At 39.6% G+C, this 25,152-nt stretch carries 21 protein-coding genes; 8 read left to right on the top strand and 13 right to left on the bottom strand.

The window, feature by feature from the left end:
* Positions 1 to 59: 59 nt before the first annotated feature.
* The 6 genes from EHQ58_RS04460 to queA all read right to left on the bottom strand — a co-directional run bounded on the left by EHQ58_RS04460 (position 60) and on the right by queA (position 7,233).
* Positions 60 to 737, bottom strand: a complete 678-nt coding sequence (locus EHQ58_RS04460; RefSeq protein WP_135622475.1) for a class I SAM-dependent methyltransferase — start codon at positions 735 to 737, stop codon at positions 60 to 62.
* 12 nt (positions 738 to 749) lie between these two features.
* The gene (locus tag EHQ58_RS04455; RefSeq protein WP_135622472.1) at positions 750 to 1,907 is read right to left on the bottom strand and encodes a hypothetical protein; all 1,158 of its coding nucleotides are present in this window, start codon (positions 1,905 to 1,907) and stop codon (positions 750 to 752) included.
* Between the two features lie 72 nt (positions 1,908 to 1,979).
* The gene (locus tag EHQ58_RS04450; RefSeq protein ID WP_135622798.1) at positions 1,980 to 4,235 is read right to left on the bottom strand and encodes an aconitate hydratase; all 2,256 of its coding nucleotides are present in this window, start codon (positions 4,233 to 4,235) and stop codon (positions 1,980 to 1,982) included.
* Between the two features lie 90 nt (positions 4,236 to 4,325).
* A complete protein-coding gene (locus EHQ58_RS04445) occupies positions 4,326 to 4,820 on the bottom strand; it encodes a FlgO family outer membrane protein (RefSeq protein WP_135622468.1) in 495 nt (164 codons plus the stop codon).
* The gene (locus tag EHQ58_RS18885; protein WP_246047137.1) at positions 4,810 to 6,123 is read right to left on the bottom strand and encodes a hypothetical protein; all 1,314 of its coding nucleotides are present in this window, start codon (positions 6,121 to 6,123) and stop codon (positions 4,810 to 4,812) included. The genes EHQ58_RS04445 and EHQ58_RS18885 overlap by 11 nt, the downstream gene beginning before the upstream one ends.
* Positions 6,124 to 6,183: 60 nt before the next feature.
* Positions 6,184 to 7,233, bottom strand: a complete 1,050-nt coding sequence (gene queA, locus EHQ58_RS04435; protein WP_135622465.1) for a tRNA preQ1(34) S-adenosylmethionine ribosyltransferase-isomerase QueA — start codon at positions 7,231 to 7,233, stop codon at positions 6,184 to 6,186.
* 23 nt (positions 7,234 to 7,256) lie between these two features.
* Here queA and EHQ58_RS04430 point away from each other — a divergent pair, with 23 nt between their 5' ends.
* The 7 genes from EHQ58_RS04430 to EHQ58_RS04400 are packed head-to-tail and all read left to right on the top strand — an operon-like array spanning position 7,257 to position 14,529.
* Positions 7,257 to 8,576, top strand: coding sequence for a glycosyltransferase family 87 protein (locus EHQ58_RS04430; RefSeq protein ID WP_246047134.1), 1,320 nt, complete (start codon positions 7,257 to 7,259; stop codon positions 8,574 to 8,576).
* Positions 8,560 to 9,648, top strand: coding sequence for a glycosyltransferase family 4 protein (locus EHQ58_RS04425; protein WP_135622462.1), 1,089 nt, complete (start codon positions 8,560 to 8,562; stop codon positions 9,646 to 9,648). Before EHQ58_RS04430 ends, EHQ58_RS04425 begins: the two co-directional genes overlap by 17 nt.
* Complete coding sequence (locus EHQ58_RS04420; protein ID WP_135622459.1) at positions 9,645 to 10,235, top strand: LIMLP_18675 family protein; 591 nt, start codon at positions 9,645 to 9,647, stop codon at positions 10,233 to 10,235. Before EHQ58_RS04425 ends, EHQ58_RS04420 begins: the two co-directional genes overlap by 4 nt.
* A gap of 13 nt (positions 10,236 to 10,248) precedes the next feature.
* Complete coding sequence (locus EHQ58_RS04415) at positions 10,249 to 11,535, top strand: hypothetical protein (RefSeq protein WP_135622455.1); 1,287 nt, start codon at positions 10,249 to 10,251, stop codon at positions 11,533 to 11,535.
* A gap of 8 nt (positions 11,536 to 11,543) precedes the next feature.
* Complete coding sequence (locus EHQ58_RS04410; RefSeq protein ID WP_135622452.1) at positions 11,544 to 13,040, top strand: MBOAT family O-acyltransferase; 1,497 nt, start codon at positions 11,544 to 11,546, stop codon at positions 13,038 to 13,040.
* 6 nt (positions 13,041 to 13,046) lie between these two features.
* Complete coding sequence (locus EHQ58_RS04405) at positions 13,047 to 14,192, top strand: hypothetical protein (protein WP_135622449.1); 1,146 nt, start codon at positions 13,047 to 13,049, stop codon at positions 14,190 to 14,192.
* Positions 14,179 to 14,529 (top strand): nucleotide pyrophosphohydrolase, encoded by a 351-nt coding sequence (locus tag EHQ58_RS04400; RefSeq protein WP_135622446.1) that lies wholly within the window; start codon positions 14,179 to 14,181, stop codon positions 14,527 to 14,529. The genes EHQ58_RS04405 and EHQ58_RS04400 overlap by 14 nt, the downstream gene beginning before the upstream one ends.
* Positions 14,530 to 14,534: 5 nt before the next feature.
* Here EHQ58_RS04400 and EHQ58_RS04395 read toward each other — a convergent pair whose 3' ends face one another.
* Genes EHQ58_RS04395 through EHQ58_RS04380 form a run of 4 tightly spaced genes read right to left on the bottom strand, consistent with a single transcriptional unit; the run spans position 14,535 to position 19,352 of the window.
* Positions 14,535 to 15,182, bottom strand: a complete 648-nt coding sequence (locus tag EHQ58_RS04395) for a hypothetical protein (RefSeq protein ID WP_135622442.1) — start codon at positions 15,180 to 15,182, stop codon at positions 14,535 to 14,537.
* On the bottom strand, positions 15,179 to 17,830 hold the full coding sequence (locus EHQ58_RS04390; protein ID WP_210412775.1) for a TonB-dependent receptor: 2,652 nt from the start codon (positions 17,828 to 17,830) through the stop codon (positions 15,179 to 15,181). The genes EHQ58_RS04395 and EHQ58_RS04390 overlap by 4 nt, the downstream gene beginning before the upstream one ends.
* 7 nt (positions 17,831 to 17,837) lie before the next feature.
* On the bottom strand, positions 17,838 to 18,494 hold the full coding sequence (locus tag EHQ58_RS04385) for a hypothetical protein (protein ID WP_246047132.1): 657 nt from the start codon (positions 18,492 to 18,494) through the stop codon (positions 17,838 to 17,840).
* Between the two features lie 60 nt (positions 18,495 to 18,554).
* Positions 18,555 to 19,352, bottom strand: coding sequence for an SDR family oxidoreductase (locus EHQ58_RS04380; protein WP_135622795.1), 798 nt, complete (start codon positions 19,350 to 19,352; stop codon positions 18,555 to 18,557).
* Between the two features lie 237 nt (positions 19,353 to 19,589).
* Here EHQ58_RS04380 and EHQ58_RS04375 point away from each other — a divergent pair, with 237 nt between their 5' ends.
* Positions 19,590 to 20,300 (top strand): pirin family protein, encoded by a 711-nt coding sequence (locus EHQ58_RS04375; RefSeq protein WP_135622430.1) that lies wholly within the window; start codon positions 19,590 to 19,592, stop codon positions 20,298 to 20,300.
* On the opposite strand, the gene omp85 is transcribed toward EHQ58_RS04375, so the two are convergent.
* The 3 genes from omp85 to EHQ58_RS04360 form a co-directional block, all read right to left on the bottom strand.
* Positions 20,297 to 21,631 carry an Omp85 family outer membrane protein gene (gene omp85, locus EHQ58_RS04370; protein ID WP_246047130.1) on the bottom strand — a complete coding sequence of 445 codons (1,335 nt, stop codon included), beginning with the start codon at positions 21,629 to 21,631 and terminating at the stop codon, positions 20,297 to 20,299. The genes EHQ58_RS04375 and omp85 overlap by 4 nt on opposite strands.
* A 101-nt stretch (positions 21,632 to 21,732) precedes the next feature.
* The gene (gene pyk / locus EHQ58_RS04365) at positions 21,733 to 23,175 is read right to left on the bottom strand and encodes a pyruvate kinase (protein ID WP_135622425.1); all 1,443 of its coding nucleotides are present in this window, start codon (positions 23,173 to 23,175) and stop codon (positions 21,733 to 21,735) included.
* Position 23,176: 1 nt separating this feature from the next.
* Positions 23,177 to 25,147: a hypothetical protein gene (locus tag EHQ58_RS04360; protein ID WP_135622421.1), complete on the bottom strand. Its 1,971-nt coding sequence runs from the start codon at positions 25,145 to 25,147 to the stop codon at positions 23,177 to 23,179.
* Between the last annotated feature and the right edge of the window lie 5 nt (positions 25,148 to 25,152).

The raw sequence follows: 25,152 nt of genomic DNA, 5'->3' as shown, positions 1-25,152 counted from the left end.
CCTGGTGTCAAGCTATAGTCTATCTCACCAATGCGGCACGTAAAGAAATTTCTTTGTCCTTAGATACGGAAGAATTCTTCTTTAAATCCCTTCTCTCCTAACCATTTGCTTTGGAGGAGATTGTATCCTACAACTTCAAAGTCGCGAGATACTAGTTTTCTGTAATACTTCTGGCTACGTTCAAAAGCATACGGATCTACAAATTGCATTTCCTTTCTCATTTCGTCGTAATCGGATTTGGTTGGGACCGTAAAATATAAATAATTACAATACTTTGCTAACTTTTCCATCACCTCTGGAAGCACAGAGTCAGGAAGATATTGAATGACTGAGTTGCAAATGCCGAGTTCTACCGGTTCTTTCTCCAGTTTAGCTAGCTTAAAGTCTTCCAAGGAAGAGTGAAAAACGTGGTATTTATCAGACTTCTTTACCCAATCTTTTTTTTGTAGTTCAAAGAAGGCATCTTCCGATGCATCCACTGCATATACTTTAACAGGCGCAAATGCCTTTGTAAATTCCCTGAGGAGAATGCCTTTCCCAAAACCAAAATCTGCAATTTTGTATACGGGGATTTCCATCAATTGGAATAGAGCATGTAAATAAGCAGCATGTTGTTTAGCGTTATACGAACCGTCAACATCAAGCCCAGACCCATAAATTTCTTTCCAATATTCGGAATCAAACTTTTTCCCATTTTTTCCTGTTCCGATAATTGTTTTTTTCAGTAATGATTTCATTATATTTTTTAACTAAAAGCTTTGGAGATCCCGAATGATGTCTCTAATGTATTTAGGATTATTTTCAAGATTCTCAACTTCACTGGCAAATGTCTTCGTTAAGAACTTATTTTCTTTTACGATTTTATCTATATATTTATTAATGCTTTCCGGATTATCCTTTTTACCTGTATAATCCTCAAGAAGTGGATGAGAAAACAAACGACTAGCAATTGTTTGTTCCAGGTCTCTGATCTTACTTTTAATAATGGATACGAATCTCTGGATAGATGATTCATTGAAGGAAACATCCATTTGATTGTTTGGCAATAGTTCATCTACTTGCATCTTGATTTCTAGAATCTCTGCAATGTTCATCGTATCTCTTGCGCCCGAAAGGCTTGTCATCAAATGTGATTTTTTGGCGCGGAGGACAGGGTCTTGTTCTTTATCTGGGTGGATTAATTTTGCTAAATTTTTGAAGAGTGCATTGATATCGAGACTAAGTAACTTTTCCATATCGATGATCTTACGTTCTTTGTCCAATTGGGCTTTTGATTTTTTTTTGTCAGCTTTCTTGCGATCGCGATATGCATCTTCGTAGAACTTAGAGCGGTATTCTTCAAATTTTTCGTTAAATTCTCTATACTTCTCTTCGTGGGCCTTCTTCTCTTCTTCGTTTTGGAAATCGCTTCTATGTAAATCGTCTAGGTCTACATCCATTCCAAATTTAAGCTTTAATTTCTGTTCTGTTCGCCTTTTTAGCTCTAGCCTCGCCATACGTTCCGATTTAGTTTCTAAGGCTTCCAGAAAAGGAAGATAAAAATCATAGTCTTCCCTAAGGGAATCATTACAAAACTCTAGTAAATAGGTTCGTATGAAGTCTCTCTGGTGCTTACTTAATGAAATTTTTTCTTCAATGATAATTTCGCACATGAGTGCAAATCGTTTTTTCGTAAGCGATTTTTGTAATTCTACTTCAGGAATAACCTCGTTCATATATTTTTGATTGATATTGATGAGGAGCGATTCCATATTTTTTACGCGAGCTTGTGTCTCACGGTGTTTATTTAAAGCATCGTTAAATTCCTGTTGGGCACGTGAACGGTTGGACCCTTCTCCTTTCCAGATCAGATCTTTCGGTCCATCTATGTCAGGTGGATTTACTTTTTTACTTTTTGGCTTTGCCATATAAGGAAGGTTATATAAAAAGCACTGGAAGAAGGCAAATTACCTAACATCCAGTGCTAAGAGTAAAGAAACTTACGCTTTCATGAGGTTTAAAGCAGCACCTGCTTTGAACCAATCAATCTGCTGTGAGTTGTAAGTGTGATTCACAGTGATGTCGTCTTTACTGCCATCTTTGTGATTTAATACCAAGGTAAGAGGTTTTCCTTCTGCGAAAGAAGTGAGTCCTACGATGTCGATCACATCATCCTCTTGGATTTTATCGTAGTCTTCTTTGTTTGCAAAAGTAAGAGCAAGCATCCCTTGTTTTTTTAGGTTTGTTTCGTGGATCCTTGCGAACGATTTCACAAGTACAGCACGAACGCCAAGGTGTCTTGGTTCCATTGCAGCATGTTCTCGTGAGGAACCTTCACCGTAATTTTCATCTCCGACCACAATAGAGCCTAAACCTGCTGCTTTATACGCCCGCTGTGTTTGCGGAACTGGTTCGTAATTTCCTGTGAGCTGGTTTTTTACTTCGTTTTGTTTACCATTGGCAAAGTTTGTCGCACCTATCAAAAGGTTATTAGAAATATTATCTAAATGCCCGCGGAATTTTAACCAAGGACCAGCCATGGATATATGATCCGTAGTGCACTTGCCTTTGGCCTTAATGAGAAGTTTAAGTCCCTTTAAATCCGTGCCTTCCCATTTTTGGAATGGAGCAAGTAACTGGAGTCGAGTGGATTTCGGATCTACGAGGACAGAAACACCTGAGCCATCGGCAGCAGGTGCTAGATATCCAGCATCCTCGACCGCAAAACCCTTGCTAGGAAGTTCTTCACCTGTCGGTGCATCTAGCTTCACACTTTCACCTTTTTCATTGATGAGAGAGTCAGTGAGTGGGTTAAAGCCTAGATCTCCCGCAATCGCGAGAGCAGTGGTGATTTCCGGAGATGCTACGAAGGCATAGGTATTTGGATTTCCATCTTGTCTTGCTTGGAAGTTTCTATTAAAGGAATGAACTATCGTGTTCTTTTCTTTTTTATCTGCTCCTACGCGAGACCACATTCCGATACAAGGCCCACAAGCATTTGAGAAAACCTTTGCCCCAATTTTATGGAAGGTATCGATAAAACCGTCTCTGTTGATCGTATAACGAACTAGTTCTGAACCCGGAGTGATTGTGAATTCGGCTTTGGTTTTTAATCCCTTTGCTGACACTTGTTTGGCAAGAGAGGCAGCTCGAGAGATGTCTTCATAAGATGAATTTGTGCAAGAACCGATGAGACCTACTTCTACTTTCAGTGGCCAGCCATTTTTAATCGCTTCCTCTTTCAATTTTGAAATCGGAGTCGCAAGGTCTGGTGTAAAAGGACCGTTGACATACGGCTCTAAGGTGTTAAGATCAATTTCTATCACTTCGTCAAAGTATTTTGAAGGATCCGCATAAACTTCTTTATCTGCCGTTAGGTGCTCTTTGAACTGATTGGCAAGATCTGCCACATCCGCTCTGTTTGTGGAACGAAGGTATCTTTCCATTGATGCATCGTAAGCAAACGTAGAGGTCGTCGCCCCAATTTCGGCACCCATGTTGCAGATGGTTCCTTTCCCTGTGCAAGAAAGAGATTCCGCACCTGGTCCAAAATATTCAACGATCGCTCCCGTTCCACCTTTAACAGTGAGTATACCTGCAACTTTTAATATGACATCTTTTGCAGCCGTCCAACCATTTAGTTTACCTGTGAGTTTGATGCCGATTGCCTTTGGCCATTTTAGCTCCCAAGGTAATCCCGCCATCACATCACAAGCATCAGCTCCACCGACACCAATCGCGATCATCCCGAGACCACCAGCATTCACTGTATGTGAATCCGTTCCGATCATCATCCCGCCAGGGAAGGCATAATTTTCAAGTACGACTTGGTGGATGATTCCAGCGCCAGGCTTCCAAAATCCAATCCCGTATTTTGTAGAGACCGAGGATAAAAAATCATAAACTTCTTTGTTTTCATCCATCGCCACACCGAGGTCCTTCCCGGACTCAACCTTAGCGGTAATTAAATGATCGCAATGAACCGTCGAAGGGACAGCTACTTTTTTTCGACCAGCTTGCATGAATTGTAATAAGGCCATTTGTGCAGTGGCATCTTGCATTGCTACTCTGTCCGGAGCAAAGTCTACATAGTCTTTGCCGCGACCAAATGCTTGTTTTGTGTTTCCATCCCAAAGGTGGGAGTATAAAATTTTCTCTGTGAGAGTAAGGGGTCGCCCAACTACCGATCTTGCTTGCGTAATCGCCGCTTCCATTTTCTTGTAGCGAGCTTGAATCATTTCAATATCAAATGCCATCTTGTCCTCTTGATACATTTATGGTTTTTTAAAATGCAGAATCAATCCAAAATTGGTTTGAGGGGCAGTAAATTGGACGATTTTAGAAAATCAGCCATCAATCAGGACGTAAACCTCTTCTGCCTTAAGGATTAGACCTGATTTGATTTCGATAAGTCGGGTATTAATGAAAACGCCATCCTGGTAAGGGCTTATGATGCCAGTTACCAGCACGTCCACGTTCAAAACCTCACCTATTTTTCGCAAGGTGGAAAGATCTGGGGATGATTGCAAACTTAGACCCTTTTCTTTGAGAGAGCGCTCATTGACCATACGATCAAGCACCATGAATCTATCTTTTTTTACAAGTTCAGTGGTCAACTTTTCAGATAAGATATTCCCATAGATATTCGAAGCGCCATCTGTCGCCGTAAAGGTGAGAACAATCAGCCTTTGTTTATTGACCAAAAATCCTTTTTCAGACAGGGAAGTAGCGAGCTTTTCCAATGGAGGAAGAACCACTTTCTGTGGGCGAGATTCTTTTTCATCGCCGCTGAAACAGGAAAATACGAATAAAAATACGAGGATCGGGATTCTAAAAAGCAACATCTACTCCCAAGGAAGTAGCATACTCATAAAAGGATTTTCCTTGGACGATGCCAAGGGGAGTCATACCTGGAACGCCGAGAAGCGCACCGTCTTTGTAAAATTGATTTTGAACGTTGAAGAAAAAACTCGATTTGGTAGACGCTGGATTTTTCCCCCGAAAGGAGGCAGTGAACGTGGAAGGAGATTTTCCGCTGGCATCTTTTACTTGGTTCACGGGATCGTTTAGGACATTGTAAAAATTATTTCCAACGTAAATGGAATACCTCTGGGACTGGTCTAGAAAAACGATCACACCAAGCGATGCCAAATCCTGGCTTGGATTAAAAATTTGACCGTTTTGATTTCCTGCCCCATTGCGATTGGTAAGATAATTATAGCGAACATTTAACTGAACTTTTTTGCCACCCATAAATACCGACACCTTACCTCCGTCTGGCGAGGACATGTTTAAAGAGTTTTCAGTTCTTTGGTTATAAACCGAAGTTTGTAATTTAAAGTAATCTGATGGAGTAAAGTTAGCCTGCCACTCATAGAGTTGTTTTACGTCGTCCCTTTCTCGTCTGGAGATATCATTTGGACGATTTGGATTTAAAGGATTGAAACTCGTGGTGGATGGCGAAGAGTTTACGTACGAAGAATCTCCCGTTAAAACTTTTGCTTGGAACAAATCTCCAGATTGTAACGAGATACCAGCCATTGCCACATTCCTTTGCCCACGCGATCTATCATCGCCTATCTGGTCATAGCTGCTACCTTGGACAACTGCGCCTATGTTTGGTGTGATCGCATATTGCAATTCATAGGCATCTCCGCGTCTGCTCGTGTATCTATCGACGGGAGAAAAATCACGCCGAGAGAACTGTGGGTAAAGACTTGAAGGATTCCCGATGGCTCGCATCACGAGTCCGTCTTTTTGGAAAAATATTTTTTTCTCTCCGATCCGATTTTCGTATAGATCCCAATCCGTCTGCGAACGAATCGAAGAGATCCTTCCCTCTGACTGCGAAGGTAAAAATGTTTCTTCAAAGGATGTTGCCTCAAGGCGAAGTGTTTCTGAAATCGATGCGTTCAGATGGAACTCTGCTTGCGCAGGAGCTTTTTTAGAGGAGTACACAATTTCTTTTTCTTTGATCAGGCTAGATTCGATGTTGGATTTTCCTTCTTTCAGTATCTGTTCCTTTTCGATCGGAAGCATAGGTACACTTGAGTCTGTTGACTTTACAGGTGCTATGGACACGACTGCGAGAAGCCCCACTCCTGAGAGGAGGGATATGATGACTGAATTTTGTGGGGAAATCATATTAAAACGATGGTTTATCCTTCGATTTTAAGGGGAATCGATAGTTTGTAAATCCATTTTTCATACAAGTAACATTGCATCCCCGTAAGAATAGAATCGGTAATTTTTCTCCAAAGCATGATGGTAAGCTTTCATTGTTAATTCCTTCCCTACAAAAGTACTAACAAGTAACAGGAGACTGGATCTCGGTAAATGGAAATTTGTGATCAAACCTTGCACAGAAAAAATGATGTCACCTGGTGACATAAATATGTCAGTTTCCCCTTTGCCTGCCACATATACTTGATTTTCTTTCTCAAAAATAGTTTCCAAGACGCGAAGGCTCGTGGTTCCCACAGAAATGATACGCCGCCCTTCTTTTCTCGCGCCGTTCAAGATGGTCGCAGTCTCCGCTGTAACTTCAAACGTTTCTTTGTGTAACTTCTTTTCTTGCCACTGTTCTTCATTTAACGGCTGAAATGTGCCATACCCGATCTGCAACTGCACAGGCAAAAACTGAACTCCATTACCTTCGAGTTTTGCTCTTAAACTTTCTGTAAAATGTAAACCTGCTGTAGGTGCCGCAACCGAACCCAATTGTTTGGCAAATATGGTTTGGTATCTCTCCTCATCTTCCTTGGTAGCCATTCTTTTTAAATAAGGCGGGATGGGAATGTTTCCCCAGATTTCAAAATCAATTTCATCTACTTTTTCTTTAAATTGTAGGATGGACAGATCGCCCTCATTTCCGGAATAGATGCAAAAATGATTTTCGGATGCACTCGGGAAGAGGACATCACCTAACTTTAATTTCTTTCGGTTTTTAAGAATGCAGATCCATTCCTTGCCCTCGGGATCACGAGATTCGATAAAAACTGATTCATGGATTCTTCCTCTGGGTGTAGAAAGAAAAACTCTGCGCTTCGATACTTTTGTCTCATTATAAACTAGCACATCGCCTGGAACCAGATACGACTCAATTTGCTTAAATTGGGCAATGTCCGTGATCTGGCCTGAGTTCCGGTTCAATACGAGCAATTTCGATTCATCTCGAGTTGCTACGGGGAACTTGGCAATGCGGCTTTCGTCCAAGGGGAAATCGTAATCAGCTAAGGTCTCCTCAAGGTTCATACTGTCAGGAAAATCTTGCTATAATGGGGAAAAACCAAAAATTGGTAGGAAGTATGTGGAAATCATTTCAAAAATCAGAAATTGGCGGTCGGATTACCCTCTTTGCTCTTCTCGCCCTTTTTCTAGTCAATGGGCTCAGCCGTGTTTCGCAGAAATCGGACTTTCTCGACTACTACCATGCCAGCGAACGTTGGCAATCTGGCGAAAATTTATATAAGTTTGATGTCGCTTACGAACTTCAAAATACGATCAAAAAGTGGGAAGATTTGTTCCTCCCAGAAAACGCTAAATTACTTTCTGATTTGCAAAACCAAACAGCCACTTATATTTACCCTCCTCTCTTTTCCTTTTTACTTTTACCACTCACATACTTTGGTGAAAATATTGCATCTGGAGTCCATAGTGTTATAAACTTCCTTGCGTTATGTGGCGTTTTATACTTATTCTCCAAACCAGAAAAATTTAAAATCAAATTAAAAAATATAGAATGGGTTTTGGTACTTGTCCTATTGGTTAACTTTCGATATCTGGAAAGCCATCTGCAGAACAATCAGGTGGGTCTACTGCTTGTTTTTTTAGTTTTACTATCTCTTACTGTTAAGAACGATATCAGCGCTGGCTTTTTACTGGCACTCGCAACAAGCGTCAAAGTTACGCCGCTTGTATTCCTCGCTATATTCCTCTATGAAAGACGTTTCAAAGCCATGTTATGGTTTGCCGTTGGGATGATTTTTTGGAATGCCTTACCTGCACTCTACAATCCGACGTATACATTAGCGATGTCAAAACTTTGGATCGATGAAGTTCTTGGCAATGCACTCTCAAACCCACTGCTTAGATCTTGGAAAAACAACCAAAGTCTTCCCTCCACCCTTGCAAAATATTTCATCAGTGGCGCGGATTTTGTAAACCAACCTTTATACCGGATGCCATATGTGAGTCTAGAATTGGGAACCGTAAAGTTGATACAAATGTTCATCATTCTTGGATTTGGTATGCCTCTCTTATATCTCTTGAAAATGAAAGATAGAAAATGGGAGATCACCAGCTTACTTTTTCTCGCCTCCGCACTGTTTAGTGGGATCAGTTGGATTCATAGTTTTGTCATCTGCATTTTTCCTGCTTATTTGCTTCTATCGAAGTACCAAGTCGGATACTTTTCGAAAAAAGAAAAAATTTCATTAGGTTTCATCTTTGCACTTCCGCTCATCACTCACAGAACTTTTGTAGGCGGTGTCGTAGAAGGGATTTTTTTAATGCTTTCGATTCTGCTCTACACCGGTATCGCCCTTTATATTTTTATTCTGAGAGACTCTTTAAAAATCCATGAACATAGGAATTGATGCAAGGCCTTTGGCCTACGGAATCACTGGAAATTCACGCTATCTAGCGGAAGCATTGAGAATCTTACTGATCTCAAGAAAACGGGATTGTTTCTTCTTGTTTAGCAATAAGCCACTCCATCCTGTTTTCAATGATATTGCGACAGCAGAAAACGTGGAAAATGTGATCGAATCTAGATCCATCCCTGGCCCTCTCTACTTAAATTTGATACTCCCCTTCAGAATCCGGAAACATAAAATCGACCGCTTTTGGGGGACCTTACAAATGTTACCTTTTTTTAAATTAGGGATTCCAAGCTATGTCAATTATCATGATTTGAATTTCCAGTCTGCCAAAGAAACGATGGCTAGGTGGAATTATTACCAACATAAAATATTTTCCCCTATTACCTTGCAAAATGCGGACAAAATCTTTTGTTTGTCCCAAAATACAAAAAATGAAATCAGTAAATATTATCCTAAAGAAGCGCGGAAATGTACTGTCATTTATCCTGGTGTGGAGAGACGTAAATTTAAAAAAACAAAAGGAATCTTGCCAGATAATTTTTATCTTACCGTTGGAACTCTCGAGCCGAGAAAAAATATCCAAAGACTCATCACGGCTTTCCAAAATTTTCAGAAAAAATCACCAAGAGACAAACACAGTTTACTCATATTAGGAAGACGCGGTTGGGGAAGCGAAGGCGAAGAACTGTATCGTTACTTACTTTCAGATGAAAGTAAAATGCTTTCTATTTTTTTCCTTGAGAACCCAACGGACGATGTCTTAGGTCAGGCCATCTCTGAATGTGAAGCTTTCTTTTTTCCATCTTTGCATGAGGGATTTGGTTTGCCACTTTTAGAAGCAATGATCGAAAATAAAAAATGCATTGCTTCAGATATTCCTGTTTTTAAGGAAATTCTCGATGATAAAAATGATATCTACGTTAAACCAGATGAGACCTTAGCATGGGAAAATGCATTTAGCAAAATTTCTCGTAGTCCATCAAAAACAAGAAAGCCCCTCTTTTCGAAAGAAGATTGGTCTTGGAAAAAAACAGCAACGCTATTAGAAAAGGAAATCTTTACATGAAACACAAGCTAACAAGAATTTTATTCTCTTTGAATGAATGGAAATCACGTAAAAAGGTCGCCTTCTTTGGAACCTCATTGTACGAGAAAATCAATCCTAATCGGATACCTTTGATCGTGATATCTGGACTTGTTTCATTCTTTTTATTTTTACTCTTCCAATATATACATTATTTGAGTGATTTTCTCTATTGGTTTGTCGGGATACTTGAAATCACAAAAGTTTTAAAAATCCCTTTTCTAGACAATATGAAATATTATGAATATTTGAGTGTCTTTGTTTTTTTCTATTTAGCTATCTCTCTTTTATGGGACCTTAGTAACCTTTTAACAAATTGGTCTACTCGCATTTATATCATCAGAGATGAAATTTGGATGATCCAGAAACATGGATTTGGTGAGAAATTAACTAAATTCAAATACTCACCAGAAGAGACCCAAGTAGAATGGATACACTCAGGCATTCTCAATTATCTTGGACTCAATCGCATCTTCTGGAAGAAAGGAGAAAAGGAATTGGCACGCTCTCCTTTCTTTTTCCCTTACGGAAAAAATATACCCGTTCTAAATAAAATTCTAAAACGTTAACGGCTTTACTCACTTGAAAAAAGTTTTCCTATTCATCGTACTCTTACTGCTTTGTCTATTTCATCTGCGGTATCTTTCGAGAACCTTTGATTGGGACTCTTGTGTTTATGCTCTCAACATCCAGAAAAATCGGATTGAATCTGCATTCTTTAACCCGCACCATCTAGGTTTTGAATCCTCAGGACTTCTTTATTGGAAATGGATCCAATCCATCTATCCCACAACTGATATTATGTTCTTCTTACGATTGAGGATACTAGCAGCTTCGCTTTTGTTTTTAGGAACGTTTACCTGGTTGTTTCACAAACTTTACAAGGATTATATCGTCGCCTTACTTTTGATGCTGGTCATCCAATTCAGTCAAGCTTTCTGGTTTTATAGTCTTCATAATGATACGCCATTAATTCATTCCTGCCTAATAGCTCTCTTATTTTTATTTACCGTCTTTTTTTATAGACTCGGTCTTTCCAAACGGCACCTAATTTTCCTTTGGTTTCTTCAGCTCTTTACTATTTATTTCCACCAATCCAATGTAATCCACTTTGGGATTGTTCCCATGGCATTAATTCTGAGTAAAGGTAAATCGTTTGGGATAAAAATGCGTACCATTTTTATCTACCTATTACTACTAGGAATAGCAACTATCGTTTCCTACCTTTTCGTAGGATTTGTAATCTTGAAGCGAGGTCTTGGCCCGATCGACGAAAAACATTTTACTTTTTGGATGTTCTTGTATGCAGCAATCAACCGCTGGGGAACGAGTGTTGGAGAAAAGAACTATTTTCTTTACTTTTACCGAGGGATCGGCGATGCTTTTCTCGTTTTCCAAAATGTGACGCCTAAATTACGAGTGGACTTTTCAAATTTTTTTGCCAAAGATCATTTAATCTATAATTTAAATGCACTCTTTTGGATGTTCACTTTAGCAATGGGTTTCATTAATTTTCGCAACCTTTGGAAACAATTTAAAACAGAGCTTCTATTGATGTTTTTTTGGCTCATTCCTTCCATTTGTTTTTATACTTGGTGGGAAGGATACTTTTTTGAATTTTGGGTAGGTACTACGATTGCACTTTGGATCCTAAACTTCTACATTTTGAAATCATTTTCATCCACAATGTTTGCACAATTTTCAAAATCGGTAATTCATACTACATATTTCTTGTTAGCTGGTTTCTTTTTCTTAACAAACTTTGCGTTTTCCACTCTCCCGCGATCCATCGGACCTAAATTCGGATACATTGAAGGCATTCAAGGTCCGGTTTTAAAACTTGCAGACGAACAGATTTATCATAGGTAACATTAAAAATGCTATTTAACTCCGTTGAATTTTTAATTTTTTTCCCAATCACGATCATCATTGGAAATCTCTTAAAATCACGTTGGCAAAAACTTTTTTTTCTTCTCGCCAGTTACTATTTTTACATGGCTTGGCAACCAAGCTCTATCAAGTGTGATGCGCGAAGTACCTCAGGATTTGGTTTCCTCGTTGATACTCTGTTTTGTGACTTTAAAATCAATGTTTATATCTTAATTTTGCTGTTCTCAACGGTCATTGACTATTATTCAGCTCTCATCATAGAAAAATCCAGCAAAGAAGATCTAAGACGTAGGACTTTTTTAATTCTTTCTCTTGTTGTAAATTTGGGTACACTCGGATTCTTTAAATACACTAACTTTTTACTCGGTCTACTGAATGATATCAATGTCTGGAACGACTTTCATTTTGAAGCGCAAAATATCATTTTGCCTGTAGGCATTTCCTTTTATACTTTTCAATCGATGAGCTACACAATCGATGTTTTTTTTGGGAAAATTGAAGCACGAAAATCTTTCTTAGATTTTTCCTTATATGTCGCGTTTTTTCCGCAACTCGTCGCTGGACCCATTGTTCGAGCAGAAACTTTTTTTAGAGACTTAGACCATAGGCTTGTTGTGTACAAAGAACATATCGAATCCGCCTTTGCCTTGATTCTCATTGGGTTGACTCGGAAAATGGTTTTTGCAGATAACCTTGGGAAGGTGGTAGATTCCGTATTTTTAAACTATCAGAATGCCAATACAATAGAGCTTTGGACAGGGGCGCTCGCTTTTGGTTGGCAAATTTACTTCGACTTTGCTGGTTATACGGATATTGCTATCGGAGTGGCAAGACTTTTCGGATTTCAATTCAATCCTAATTTCAATTTTCCTATGTACTGTCGAAATATCGCTGACCATTGGTCTAGATGGCATATCTCTTTTTCTACTTGGATCCGAGACTACATCTATATTCCACTCGGCGGATCACGCGTTTCCCAATTCATGTACGTTAGAAACATTATGATCACATGGTTGTTTGCAGGTCTCTGGCACGGAGCAGCCTACCATTACGTAAGTTGGGGTGTTTGGCAGGGAGTGATGTTACTAGTTCATAAATACTATAGTGATACAAATATAGCTAAGACTCTCAATGAAAAAGGGGGTAAGGTTTATGAAATCTTTGCGCGTATCTTTACCATGTTCTGTCTTTCCTTCGGATTTATTTTATTTCGAGCAGAGAATATGGACAAAGCTTGGTATATGATGAGGGGATTGCTCTTTTTAAATGATAATGCGATTCCGATGTATCGTTGGCTTAATTATAGATATGGTATCCTCATATTCATATGTTTTATCGCCACTTATGTGTTTTCCAGGCGTCCCATCCCGACTCTATTCACAGGCAATCGATTTAAATTTACTGCATTTGTTGTGGTTAATATTTACCTACTTTTGCTATTTGGAATCACCGAGAGTCAAAATTTTCTTTATTTTCAGTTTTAGGTACCTATGAAATTAAAAGATTTCTTAAACTTTCTCGTAGATAAAAGACTGCTATTGGCAGTTGGCATATTCCTTTTTTTCGAACTTCTATTCCAACTAGGAATTTATCGAACGTATTTAAAAAAGAATTCTTATGCGGCTAATATCAATCGTGTCACTGACCACATTCTGAAGAGCAGGAAAATACTGGATCCAACAATTCTCATCGTTGGAACTTCTGTTGCCTTTGAGGGCATTAGCGTACGAATATTAAACGAAGAACTTGCGTCCACAAACGAAAAAGTACAGTCGATTGCCGTACGTGGATCGGAAATCATTGTCCAACACCAGCTCTTGGAAAAACATTTATCCTCATTTCCGAATGTTCATACGATCATTCACGTTTTGGAACCCGGTATGGCTTGGGTGGATAGACCACATCTTGTCGAGCCTACTTTAGTCATGATGAGTGAGGTCGGCAACTTTCGAGCCATGGAACTTGCGAGAGAATTTGGATATAATATAACATTCACAGACTATCTGTTTTTAGCATCCAAATCAATCGCTTACCGAAAAGATCTTGCTGATATGGTGATCAATTTCAATGAACGGATCAAAGCCATTGCTCGAAGGAATAAAAACCCGAATCGAAACCCTTGGGATTATGAAAACCCAAATATAGAATCGATGGGTCCATACCATATTGACTCGGTTGAAGAATGTTTAAAAATCACCGGACCTGATTCCACTATGCCGATTCCACTCGGCTCAAATCCCGATCATAGAAGAATGATTTATGAAACTTGTGGCATTGCCAAGAGTGTTCCCCAAGAATCATTTGAGACAGAAAACACACGAAGATATTTTGGACGGTTAAGGAAGATGTATTCTATGATAGGTGACAGAAAGATTCACATTATCGACGTCTTCGCACCTTACTCTTCTGCGATTCGTAAATTAAATAGCACGGAAAGAATGGAAATTTGGAAGCAAGGATTAACCAATGCCCTTGACCCACACCAATCCTTGGACCAGCTTGATTTTCAAACATCACTTGGTATCACTGACAATGGAGAATATTGTTTTGATTTGATCCATTTGAATCGAAAAGGAATGGAAACATTCTCCAAAATTTTTGGCATGGAGCTAAAACGTCGCTTTGGAAAAAAATGACCTAACACTCAATGAGCTGCAACAAAAAGTAGACTCTTGGATCCAATCCATCGGAGTCCGTTACTTTTCTGAGTTAACAAATCTCGCCATACTCGTCGAAGAAGTTGGTGAGCTATCGAGGCTAATGGCGAGACAGTACGGAGAGCAATCCTTCAAAAAAGGAGAGAGTAAAGAAAATATACCTGGAGAGATTGGCGACATACTTTTTGTACTTACCTGTCTTGCAAATCAAATGGGTTATTCTTTAGAAGACTGTATCAATTTGACAATTGAAAAAAATACAAAGCGAGATAAAGATCGGCATAAAGACAATGATAAACTCAATTCTAAATTTTGAGAAATTTACTTACTGACCTCTAATAAAACCTTTCCTGCCACCAAATTACTAAAAAAATCTATTTCATTTTCTGAATATTCTTGTTCTAAACAAAGTTTTGCCTTCTCACGGATGCTTGCAGTTGTAAGCAAACTCAAGGATAATAACTTTGCGGATCGACCGATCCTTCCTCTTGCCGATTCAATCAATTGAATTTCTGAAAAAGTTGCTAACCTAACATTCTCATTCAAAATGAATCCATCATCTTCGCAGTTAGAAACGGTGACGTATTCATGTTTCGATCTTATACTCTCTTCATCCTTGGCAGTCGTTGCCGTTAAAAGCAAAATGCCCGATTGAAGAAAACTTGTCTCGCAATTTGAATTACGGTCTTTCACTTTTTTCCCTTCGGTTATCAGAAAATTGATCTCACCTTGGGTTATAAGCGATTGGTTGATGGAACAGTAGCCTCTCGGTTTACGACTGCATGTCAACGTTTTGTCCACAAGATTCTCTGCAAGTATACTCTTTCGACAATTGCCTTCTTCTCTATAACGTGTTAAGGTAATGAGAAATTCTGTTTGAAACTTGTTTTGTTTCTCAAGTTTAGTCTCACCATCCTCACAGTAGGTAACTATTAAAATCAGATAAAGTAAACATATTCTTTGTATCAAAACCGTACCTCCATCCCTAAATTAATGAGAGGTAAATTGATAGGGCTTCCATTTGGTCGTTGCGACTCTATATAGGGAGAGTTCACTGTATCATATGTAGAACTTGGGTTCACTCCATTTTGGTATGCTTTCAAATTATCAAAATTATATCCTGTTTGATTCTTTCTGCCGTAAAAATTGACAAACTCGAGATAAACATTAATATAACCCCAAGAGTAATGATCAAACGCATCAATCCGAATATCTATTTGGTGGAAAGGAAGCAGTCGATCGCTATTATAGTTTTTAGAATATTCTGGAAAATATAAATTGATCCCAAACGTTGATGCCTCCCCTGCACGGTTTGCATTGATAATCGGAGTATATGGTACGCCAGAAAAATATCTATACCTTCCTCCGATTTGCCAATCTCTATTAAATTTGTATCCGAAAACAAAGTTCAATATATGCCTCCGATCGAGGTCATATAATTCCTCTCGATCGTTGTTATAGATGACCTCAACTTGGTTATCATCATAATAATTTACGTAGTTTGTTCCGACCTTGGTTTGCGCGAGGAGTTGTCGGGAACCATTCAATAGGGCTCGATTCGTGTTCTCATCAGAAGTTCTTCGTGCCTGGTTGTTAACACGTTTCGTTATGGAATTTGTATACGATATCCATCCAAATGCACCCGACTCTACTTTGGGATCTCTTGCCTTCTTTAAAAATATTTCCACTCCTTCCGAATGACCATAACCTGAATTTGAATAATTTAAATTTCTAGGCGTTAAAGGATTATTGATGGCCTTTGTTGGATCATTTGCAAAGATTCGCAAATCATTATTCAATGAATATGGATCAACTGCAAAGTTATCTGCAACGATAATATTTTGAAATATATTTCGGAAGCCTTCTATTTTTATACTCCAACCTTGCAAAAACTCTTGTTGGATCCCTATGGAATCATGCTCGGCTCTTTCCATAAATAAATTTGGATTACCTGATCGCCTAGACAATTGTTCGACGGAAACAGGGCTGTTAAAATGTACACCATGCCCCCCAAGTATACTCGTTTTTGTATTTTCAAAAACATAACCGCCTGTTATTCGTGGGGAGAGGTTTACTTCACCCGATCCGCTATAACTATCAACTCTACCGCCCGGACTGAGTCTAAATCCATTCCATTTTCCCTGGAACTCAGCATAGGCTGAGGCTTCCTTGTATCGAATGCGATCTCCATCAATCACGGAACGGAACTGAGAGCTTGAATTTAGTAAGTTGTTAAAGATATCACCAAACAATCGATTGTTAGATGTAATATTTTCGCCTTTCAAATTTGTTTCTTTTGACCGAGCCTGAATGCCAGACTCAAATTTTAAATGTTCCTCTATCAGCTCCCACTCAAATCTTTGTTCGGCGAATGTCAGAGTATCTCTCGTACGATTTTGGAGACCAAATATATTTTCTGCAGTAGCCGGATTTGATATTCTCAACTCAAAAAATTCATTAAACTCAGTTCTAGAGTAAGAAATAGTATTTCTAAATGTTTTCCCTTTCCATATATAACGAACCGCATCAGTTCGGAAACCTCGATCAAGACCAGTAGGTGGCCTCGGGTCTTCTCCTCCTCTTTCATAACTAGCTTGCTGTTTTGTATACGCTTGTCTGTCTCTCGTTCCAAACGTCTGAAAAGTCAATTTGTGATCATTGTGCATATCCCAAATCAATTTCCATTGGAAATCTTGATACTCTGCATACTTTGCATCCTGCGGGATACCCTGTGGGTAAGCTTGTAATAAAACAAAGTTTGGATAATTTTTCCGACCAGATGTTATCATAGAAAGGGAAGGCATAAGTTTTGTTTGGTTATATGCGTCACTTAAAAAGAAATTTACGTTCACTACTGTTTTATTTTCTTCAACCTTATCAGTTCCCTCAATGGCGATGATCCCGCCAGTGGCAAAACCATAACGAGAAGGAAACGATCCACTGTATACATCGAAGGATTTGATTAGATTATTATTTAAGACGGAAGATTGATTCCCGATATGAAATGGATAAGGGAGAGGGAAACCATCAAAAAAATATTGGTTCTGTCTCGTTCCCCCGCCGCGAAGAGAAAGATCTCCTCTTTCACTATTTGAATATGGATTTCCGCTAATTTGGCCTGCACCGACATTCGTAAAAACTGTGGGCAAAACTCCGACGGGCACTCCTACGGAGATACCAGGGATGGTCTGTATGGCTTTTAAAGAATCACCAGCCACTCCAGGAATCCTTTTGATGTCTTCCTGATTTAAACCATATCTCGACAAAACGGTTTTGTCTCTCTCTCCACTAACAAAGATTCCACTAGAGCTAATCTCACTTATAGGAATGAGTAAGGATTGTCCTTTATAACGAATTTCTTTCGATGTGGTCTCGATCTTATCACCGGCAATAATCTTAATTTCATAGTATCCCACACTGGGAAAACGCAGGATCGCCTTTCCCTCAGAATCTGTCACTGCGGTCGTCTTTCCTTGTTTTGAGACAACGGTCGCATTTGCTATAGGCTTGCCTGTTTGACTACGAACGAGTTGAACGCGGACCTCTAAATCTCCTTCTGCAGTGACAGAGGAGATGACGCATCCGAAAATAAAGAAAAATAAAATCTTTCTACTCATTTTCAATTCATTGGCTCGTAATGATTCCTGCTTCTCTTTTGATCGCCGTCCAATAGGACATGAGATGAGCAGGATGTGAGTTCATATCCGAGATGCAGTATTCAAATTTTTTTCTAAATAGGTCATCTGACTGAAGGTATGATTCAAACTGATCGAATTCTAAATACATATTCTTAAAAAAATTTACTTGCCCGGGATAATCATAATCTTCTCTAAAAAACATATAAGCATGTGCTAAATCGTGTAATAAATGTTCGAATGCGTCCCGTTTCTCTTCGATCAATTCTCCTGACTTTGCAGCATCCCAATCAATCGTTGTTAATCGGTATCCTTGACTTTGCGCTAAAAGCATCTCCTTCCCTGTAGGATGATAACTTACCAGTTGAATTTGCCATTCACCCCTTTTCCAATGGTAAAGTGCCTGTCTTACCGTATCTGGCATCCCAAAAAATCGAACTGAATCTAAAAAACCAAGCATGTCTTCCTTAATTGGCAGAGGACGACCAGTTTTTAGAAAGGCTCGGTTACCAAGCCTAACTTCAAAATAGAGGAGTATAAATCGAAAACAGGTATCAACTCCAGTCAAAATCTTGTTTTCATATTGTAGTTCCAGCTGGCTAATTTCTTCCTGCAACTTTACTGACTCAAGCTTCAGTTCCGACACCGGAATTAAAATTTTTTTAAAAGAGCCGTAGCTTAGACCATTCTCCCAAGGCATACGAAATTAGGTTACTTTTGCAGACCGTAAAATTTTTGCAAGGAGTCCTGGTGCAAATCTTTTGAGATACGTGGCAAGTTTTTCCTTTGGTCGGCTGATAATGACTTCATCCTTACCCTTCTCGACTCCATTTAATATCCGTTTGGCTGTTTCGGTTACGTCGAGTCCACTAGCGATCCCATCATCCATTTTATTTTGACTTTTCCCATTTCCAAGAAGTGCATTGTTTGAAATTTTCGTTTTGATATAACCTGGACAAATAATTGAAACTTGAATGCCATCATGATAAGCCTCAGCCCTTAGCCCATCGAAGTATCCTTGTAACGCATGTTTGCTAGCACAATAGGTAGTCCTCATCCGTGTGCCAACTTTACCTGCAATACTAGATATGACAGCGATCTTGCCCATTTTCCTAGATTTCATATGAGGATACAAGGCTGAGGTAAGTGCCACTGTCCCAAAAAAATTGATCGCCATGATTTTTTCTGTTACTGCAATAGAAGTATTTTCAGCCAAATCCCTTTGACTAACGCCTCCATTATTGATGAGTACATCAACATGCCCCCATTTTTTTAATGCAAGAGGTACTGCTTTCCCCAGTAATTTATATTTTTCCAAATCCAATGGTAAAATAAGAGACGTTTGATTCGTTAGTCCTGCCTCGGCTCCGACGCGCTTCAACTCTTTCTCATTTCGGGAGGAGAGGATGATCAGAGCACCCGACTTTGCCAATTCTTTAACCAAGGCTTCCCCGATTCCAGATGAAGCTCCCGTAACCCATACCACTTTATTTTTCCAATACATATAATGACTCCAAAATGAAGAATTTCCCATATAAAATCGGTGTCAAACTACTATTCCGATCCCGATTGTTGCCGAAAGCGGAGTGATGGACTTAAATCTAGTTTCGCCCTATCTTTTGTTAGTTGATAAAAAAAAGGAAGCCAGGAAGGAAATGGCTTCCACTCGGGAATCTACTGAAAAATGAGATTGACAAAATATGATTCGATATTAAACTACTTAATATCGAACGAGGACTCAATGAAAACAATTTTCCACTCCCATGCCGATAGAGGGCATGCAAATTTCGGATGGCTTGACAGCTTCCACTCTTTTAGCTTTGGGAATTATTACAATCCTGAGAAAACGAATTTTGGTGCTCTCCGAGTGCTGAATGATGATGTCGTCACGCCTTCCATGGGATTTGGAACACATCCGCATGATAATATGGAAATCGTCTCCATTCCGTTATATGGTGAGCTGGCTCATAAAGATAGTACCGGAACAAACGGAGTGATCCTAACAGGGGACGTGCAAATCATGTCCGCAGGTTCAGGCATCCGACATTCTGAATTCAATCATAGCCCAGATAAAAACGTGAATTTTCTTCAGATATGGATTCTGCCAAAAGAAAGAAACATCGAACCAAGATATGCTCAAAAATCCTATTCTCCCGTGGAGAGAAAGAACAAATGGCAATGCGTTGTGTCACCTAATGATAGCAATGCCGTATGGATCAACCAAGATGCTTATTTTTCTTTAAGTACACTTGAGCCATCGCACACTCTCACCTATACGTTGCAAACGAAAGGGAATGGTGTCTATATTTTTCTAATCAGCGGCAAGGTTAAAATTAATGACCACGTGCTTGAAAGAAGAGATGCTTTGGGCGTATGGGATGTGGAGGGATTACAAATAGATGCGGAGATCTCGAGTGAAATTTTATGTATTGAAGTGCCTATGAAAATTTAAAAAGTATGCCCCATATCAATATAAAATAAAGAATCTTCCCTCGATCGGGCCCAGTCCATTAAGATCACAGTGGACTGGTCCCATACCAGACGTAACCCCAAACCTCTAGAATGTTTATATCCGGTAGTTTTTATTTCGCTCATTTTATCCCAAACATTCGCAATATCATAAAAAGGTACTAAGCTAATTTGAAATATGGAATCCCACAATTCGAAGCTACCCATTCTCCATCTTAACTCAACATTGTAAAAACCCATGATTGGACCTAAAAATCTTTCTGTGCGATAGCCGCGCAGGGTATTCTGACCACCGACTCCGCTAAAAGGTCCATCGATCGAAAATAAATATCTGTAATCAAAAAAGGGTACATTGCCATCAGTCTTTGTCAGAGCTACTCGTTGTGCAATCACGAGTTCTTCAAAATATTTTGGGAACGGTTGCCAATAATTTTTCACCTGAGCAAAGTGCCGAAAGTAGCTATAGTCCGAACCAATGGCGCGCTCGGCTCGAGTGACATTGTATTCTACCAACCAACCTCTATCGGGATCAGGTTCAAAATCTCGCGTATCAAAAGCGATCCCTGCACGCAGATAATTTACATAACCTCCGTTTGCCCCAATGATCTTGCCACTTCTAGAATCCTTTGTGAGAAGCGTTTCATCCTCCCTGACCTTTGCTTTGGTTTCAAACAAGGGATCCTTCGCTTCCGTCCACTTTCCGTCGTAGCGTCTGATAATATTGTTCGTAAGTTCGGCACTCCCCCAAACTCGAAATACCTTCTGAATCGTTTTATCGAGTGCAAATTGCGCATATGTTGCTTCAAAGCCGTATTCGTTGAATCGTTGGGTCGAAACAGCTTCTTTTCCGAGTCCACGATTTGTGTAAAAAGAATTCGCGTCTTCAAAATCGGAAAAAGTAGAATTTCTCATTCTCTGTCCGCCAGCATCGTTCCTTTCTATGTAGGATAATGGTGTTAAAGATTCGGTCCCTTTTCCAAAATAAAGGTTGTGAAGGCTTTTCTCATGCCCCAGATATGCCTTGAGTCGGAATGGTGAGTCCAAAAAATAAGGCGCATCCCAAGAAACAAAATAAGATTTCGACGATCTATCGGTCTGGTAGGCGCTAACAGATATTAAATGCTCATATGGCGTATAACTAAACGAAGGAGTACCTCTCGTCCCATTATAAAAAATGTTGGCAAGTACTCCGACTCCACTTCCAGAAACTGCATCGCTCCCAAAAAGAGGTAGGCCGGTCAGATACCAGCCTTCTTTTTTTTGCGCTAATTCTTTCTCGTCTAATTTTTTGAATTCGCCAAGCCAACTTGGCAATTCCTGTTTCGAAGGTTGATTTGTCTCAGAAAACAGTGACGCTGAGAGAAAGAAAAAACAAAAGATACAAAATGTCGATCCTCGCCGCACAAGCCTTAGACCTAATTTTGCTCTTTAACGTCTCTCACCTGAATTGTTTCGACTCGATCCTCACCAGCAATGATGTCAGATAATATGACTACTTTCTCTCCCACTTGCAGATAACCATTGTTTTGCAGCGTTTGAATCGCAAGTTTAATCGTTTTTTCTGGATCAGAAGAAAAGTCTACTCGGTATGGGATGACTCCACGAGTCATCCAAAGCTTACGTCGAACGGACGTCATATTCGTGAAAGCATGAATGATTGGAAATTTGGGATGAAATGAAGCCAAATTATTGGCGGTAATCCCTCTCCTTGTGATCACAATGATCGCTGGAGCTTCAAGATTATCGGCGAGATTCGCTGCAGATCTTGCCATCTCCTCTTTTTTGTCCTTCGGAGTGCGATTGGCAGCCATCCCTAAGTTGATCGATCTTTCCATCCTTCGAGCAATTTTATCCAACATCTCGACACAGCGTACAGGAAATTTTCCCATTGCGGTCTCACCAGATAACATGATGGCATCGGCTTCTTCATAAACTGCATTTGCAACGTCTGTCACTTCAGCTCGCGTAGGAGAAGGATTTTGAATCATTGATTCAAGTAAATGGGTAGCAACGATCACCCTTTTCCCTTCCTCTTGGCAACGTTTTATGATCCTTCTTTGCACAATAGGAAGCTCTTCGATTTCAATCTCAACACCTAGATCACCACGTGCGACCATGATGCCATCAGAGTGCTTGATGATCTCATCAAGATTTGCAAGTCCTTCTTGGTCTTCAATTTTTGCAATGATCTGCGCATGATGATTTCTTTCTTCGATGATCCCACGAAGTTGGATGACATCCTCATGTGACCGAACGAAAGATAAGGCAACAAAATCAATGTCTTCTTCCAAACCAAATACAATGTCTTTTAAATCTTTAGGCGTGATGGATGGCAGATTCACGCGAATCCCCGGGAGGTTGATATGTTTTCTCGACCCAAGCTTTCCGCCATCGAGCACTGTGCACACGAGTTCATTCTCTTTAATTTCAAGTACAGATAAGTTAATGAGACCATTATCGACTGTGACTTTATCTCCGACCTTTAGATCCTTAACGATGTCTCGATAGTTTACAAAAACGCTTTGTGCCTCGGCTTCCATACCAGGAATGATGTGAAACGTAAACGTCTCTCCCACTTTGAGATGCAAATCATTGGCAACGTCACCTGTTCTTATCTCGGGACCTTGTGTATCCAATAAAATTGAGATCGGATTTTTATGTAATTCGTCTTTATTCAAACTTTTGATTGTACGAATGATCTTTCTATGGAACTCATGATCACCATGCGACATGTTGATCCTAGCTATGTTCATTCCTGCCTGGGCAAGTTGTCTTAACATATCCTTCGACATGGTCGCAGGTCCAATGGTACAAACGATTTTGGTTTTTCGGGCTCTTCTATCTTCTATTGCAGGCATGTTATGGTTTCAAACGAGGTAAGATTCTATTAAGAAAATCTAATTGGGATTCGGCAATGTCAAATTTCTCTTGGTTTGGAAATTTTTCGGCTCTCTGTTTGTCGCTTTCTTCCTTCACCTTGTCCAAAAGCTTTTTCCCATTTTTCTTTAAATAGGAGGATGACACCAAGATCGGCCATGGATACTTTTCTCTTTGGTTCCGAATGGGATAGGAGTAGATCTCTTTTCCTCCAAATTTCTTTAGAAAAAAGATCAGATTGTCTTCCGTGTATTTTCCATTCATTTTACTAAGCACATACTCGCGATCAGGAAATACACCGAACTCCCATGCTTCATCCAAGATTTTAACAATCTCGTCCATGGACTCTTTCCATTTTTTCTCTTCTTCTGGAGAACCAGACTTCACAGGTTCGGAATCCCCATCTTCATCTGATGACTGCTTTGCGATAGTCTTGGATTCCTTTTCCTTTTCTTCTTTCTCTTTCACCCTAGCCTTAACAATTCTCTCCTTTTCTTGGGCAAGCTTAATTGTCTTTTGGGTAGCCAAATCTTTGTTTAACTGCTGTTGCAACCTTGCCCGAATAGGCGGGATTTCATGCTTATAGACAGTTTGAGAGCCAACAATCATGCGCCAAAGTCTTGTAAAAAATGGCAGAAACGGAAATAAGCTTTGAGATTCAATTTCCTCTAAAATCCTTTTCGGCCCTTCTTCACCTAAGTGAACTGTAACATTCATTAAACTTAAAACTCGAATCTCTAGGTCAGCTTTTTTTAATGCGAAATTTCTTTTCGCAGAGTCAATTGCGGCTTCTATACATCCTTTATGAAGTATAAATTCATTATAGATTTTTCTATCTGCATACTCGGCATATAAAATTTCGGGCTGCGAAAGTAACTGTGCACGAAATTCATCCGTAATTGGCTCACCCGCCACTCGGAGTTGATTCAATTCAACGATTCTTCCGGCTTCCGCAAGAAACGCCATGATATCTTCTACTTGTTGCTTTCTCTTATGCTTTTCTTCTCTCTCTCTATCTTTTTCTATAATTTCATTTAAGATCAAACACTCTTCCACAAGGCTCTTTTGATCTCCATACGATTCATTTAAATAACCAAGAATCTCGGTGAGTATGCTCTTCGGTGAACGCCAAGAATCCTCTGTAATATCGCCTACAACACCCATCTTATGAAGGTTTGGATGAATCGTGGTCTTCACATAATCAACGTATGCATCATAGCGATCCGCAATTTCTTCGGGTACGTTGTAAATAAACACTGATTTGTTTCCAGGTCGGCTTGCCTTATCATTTCGGAAAAAAAACAATATCTTCCAGTCGACTAACTGCTTCAATATGGGCTTTAGATGGATGATAATTGTTGAGTCTTTCTGCGGCTTTGTTTTATCATATGGGCACTGGAATAAGTTTCCTATTTCTGTAGATGCGTACGTATCAAATAAACGGTTGGAATCGACAGCGCTTTTAATGATTTTTTTTAATTTCTCTTTCCCGACGTATTTACGTTTTTCTGTGAACCAACTCTTAATCGCGTTGGCGGAGAGTTCATTCAAACCGAGGGCATAACGGAATGCAGTCCCCCCATCACTCGTGGTGGGTCTCGCAAATACCGTGTTGTGCTTCAGAAATGTTTTCGGATTTTCCGGATCACCCGTTTCATTAGGATGGAACTCTAAAACATTTAGTTTTTTTAAGATGGGTGGATTTTGGCGAAAGCATAAATCGGTAACGTAGGTTTCCGTTCGATCCCTGTCAATGGAGCTATCACGTTCAATCTGCTCGGTATTCGGCAAAACTTTGTTCTGCAAAAACTTGTCTGTCCATTCGAATATGACCAGAAGGACTTTATAAACGCCCTTATATGAAAAATCTCCCCGTGAATCCATAGCTTGGACCTTTTGGAGACAAGCTGTGTAATCCATCACTCGAAGTTCAGAGAGATTCGGTTCTAACATTTCCT

This window comes from Leptospira ognonensis (genome assembly GCF_004770745.1).
In the GTDB taxonomy this organism is placed as follows: domain Bacteria; phylum Spirochaetota; class Leptospiria; order Leptospirales; family Leptospiraceae; genus Leptospira_A; species Leptospira_A ognonensis.
The sequence above is the reverse complement of the archived record's forward strand: the minus strand, read 5'-3'. Positions and strand labels throughout refer to the sequence as shown.

What these genes read in the sequence shown, in the direction of transcription:
- EHQ58_RS04460 (WP_135622475.1), bottom strand. Translation starts at nt 737, where the DNA reads ATGAAATCATTACTGAAAAAAACAATTATCGGAACAGGAAAAAATGGG.
- EHQ58_RS04455 (WP_135622472.1), bottom strand. Translation starts at nt 1,907, where the DNA reads ATGGCAAAGCCAAAAAGTAAAAAAGTAAATCCACCTGACATAGATGGA.
- EHQ58_RS04450 (WP_135622798.1), bottom strand. Translation starts at nt 4,235, where the DNA reads ATGGCATTTGATATTGAAATGATTCAAGCTCGCTACAAGAAAATGGAA.
- EHQ58_RS18885 (WP_246047137.1), bottom strand. Translation starts at nt 6,123, where the DNA reads ATGATTTCCCCACAAAATTCAGTCATCATATCCCTCCTCTCAGGAGTG.
- queA (WP_135622465.1), bottom strand. Translation starts at nt 7,233, where the DNA reads ATGAACCTTGAGGAGACCTTAGCTGATTACGATTTCCCCTTGGACGAA.
- EHQ58_RS04430 (WP_246047134.1), top strand. Translation starts at nt 7,257, where the DNA reads ATGGGGAAAAACCAAAAATTGGTAGGAAGTATGTGGAAATCATTTCAA.
- EHQ58_RS04425 (WP_135622462.1), top strand. Translation starts at nt 8,560, where the DNA reads ATGAACATAGGAATTGATGCAAGGCCTTTGGCCTACGGAATCACTGGA.
- EHQ58_RS04420 (WP_135622459.1), top strand. Translation starts at nt 9,645, where the DNA reads ATGAAACACAAGCTAACAAGAATTTTATTCTCTTTGAATGAATGGAAA.
- EHQ58_RS04410 (WP_135622452.1), top strand. Translation starts at nt 11,544, where the DNA reads ATGCTATTTAACTCCGTTGAATTTTTAATTTTTTTCCCAATCACGATC.
- EHQ58_RS04405 (WP_135622449.1), top strand. Translation starts at nt 13,047, where the DNA reads ATGAAATTAAAAGATTTCTTAAACTTTCTCGTAGATAAAAGACTGCTA.
- EHQ58_RS04390 (WP_210412775.1), bottom strand. Translation starts at nt 17,830, where the DNA reads ATGAGTAGAAAGATTTTATTTTTCTTTATTTTCGGATGCGTCATCTCC.
- EHQ58_RS04380 (WP_135622795.1), bottom strand. Translation starts at nt 19,352, where the DNA reads ATGTATTGGAAAAATAAAGTGGTATGGGTTACGGGAGCTTCATCTGGA.
- EHQ58_RS04375 (WP_135622430.1), top strand. Translation starts at nt 19,590, where the DNA reads ATGAAAACAATTTTCCACTCCCATGCCGATAGAGGGCATGCAAATTTC.
- pyk (WP_135622425.1), bottom strand. Translation starts at nt 23,175, where the DNA reads ATGCCTGCAATAGAAGATAGAAGAGCCCGAAAAACCAAAATCGTTTGT.
- EHQ58_RS04360 (WP_135622421.1), bottom strand. Translation starts at nt 25,147, where the DNA reads ATGTTAGAACCGAATCTCTCTGAACTTCGAGTGATGGATTACACAGCT.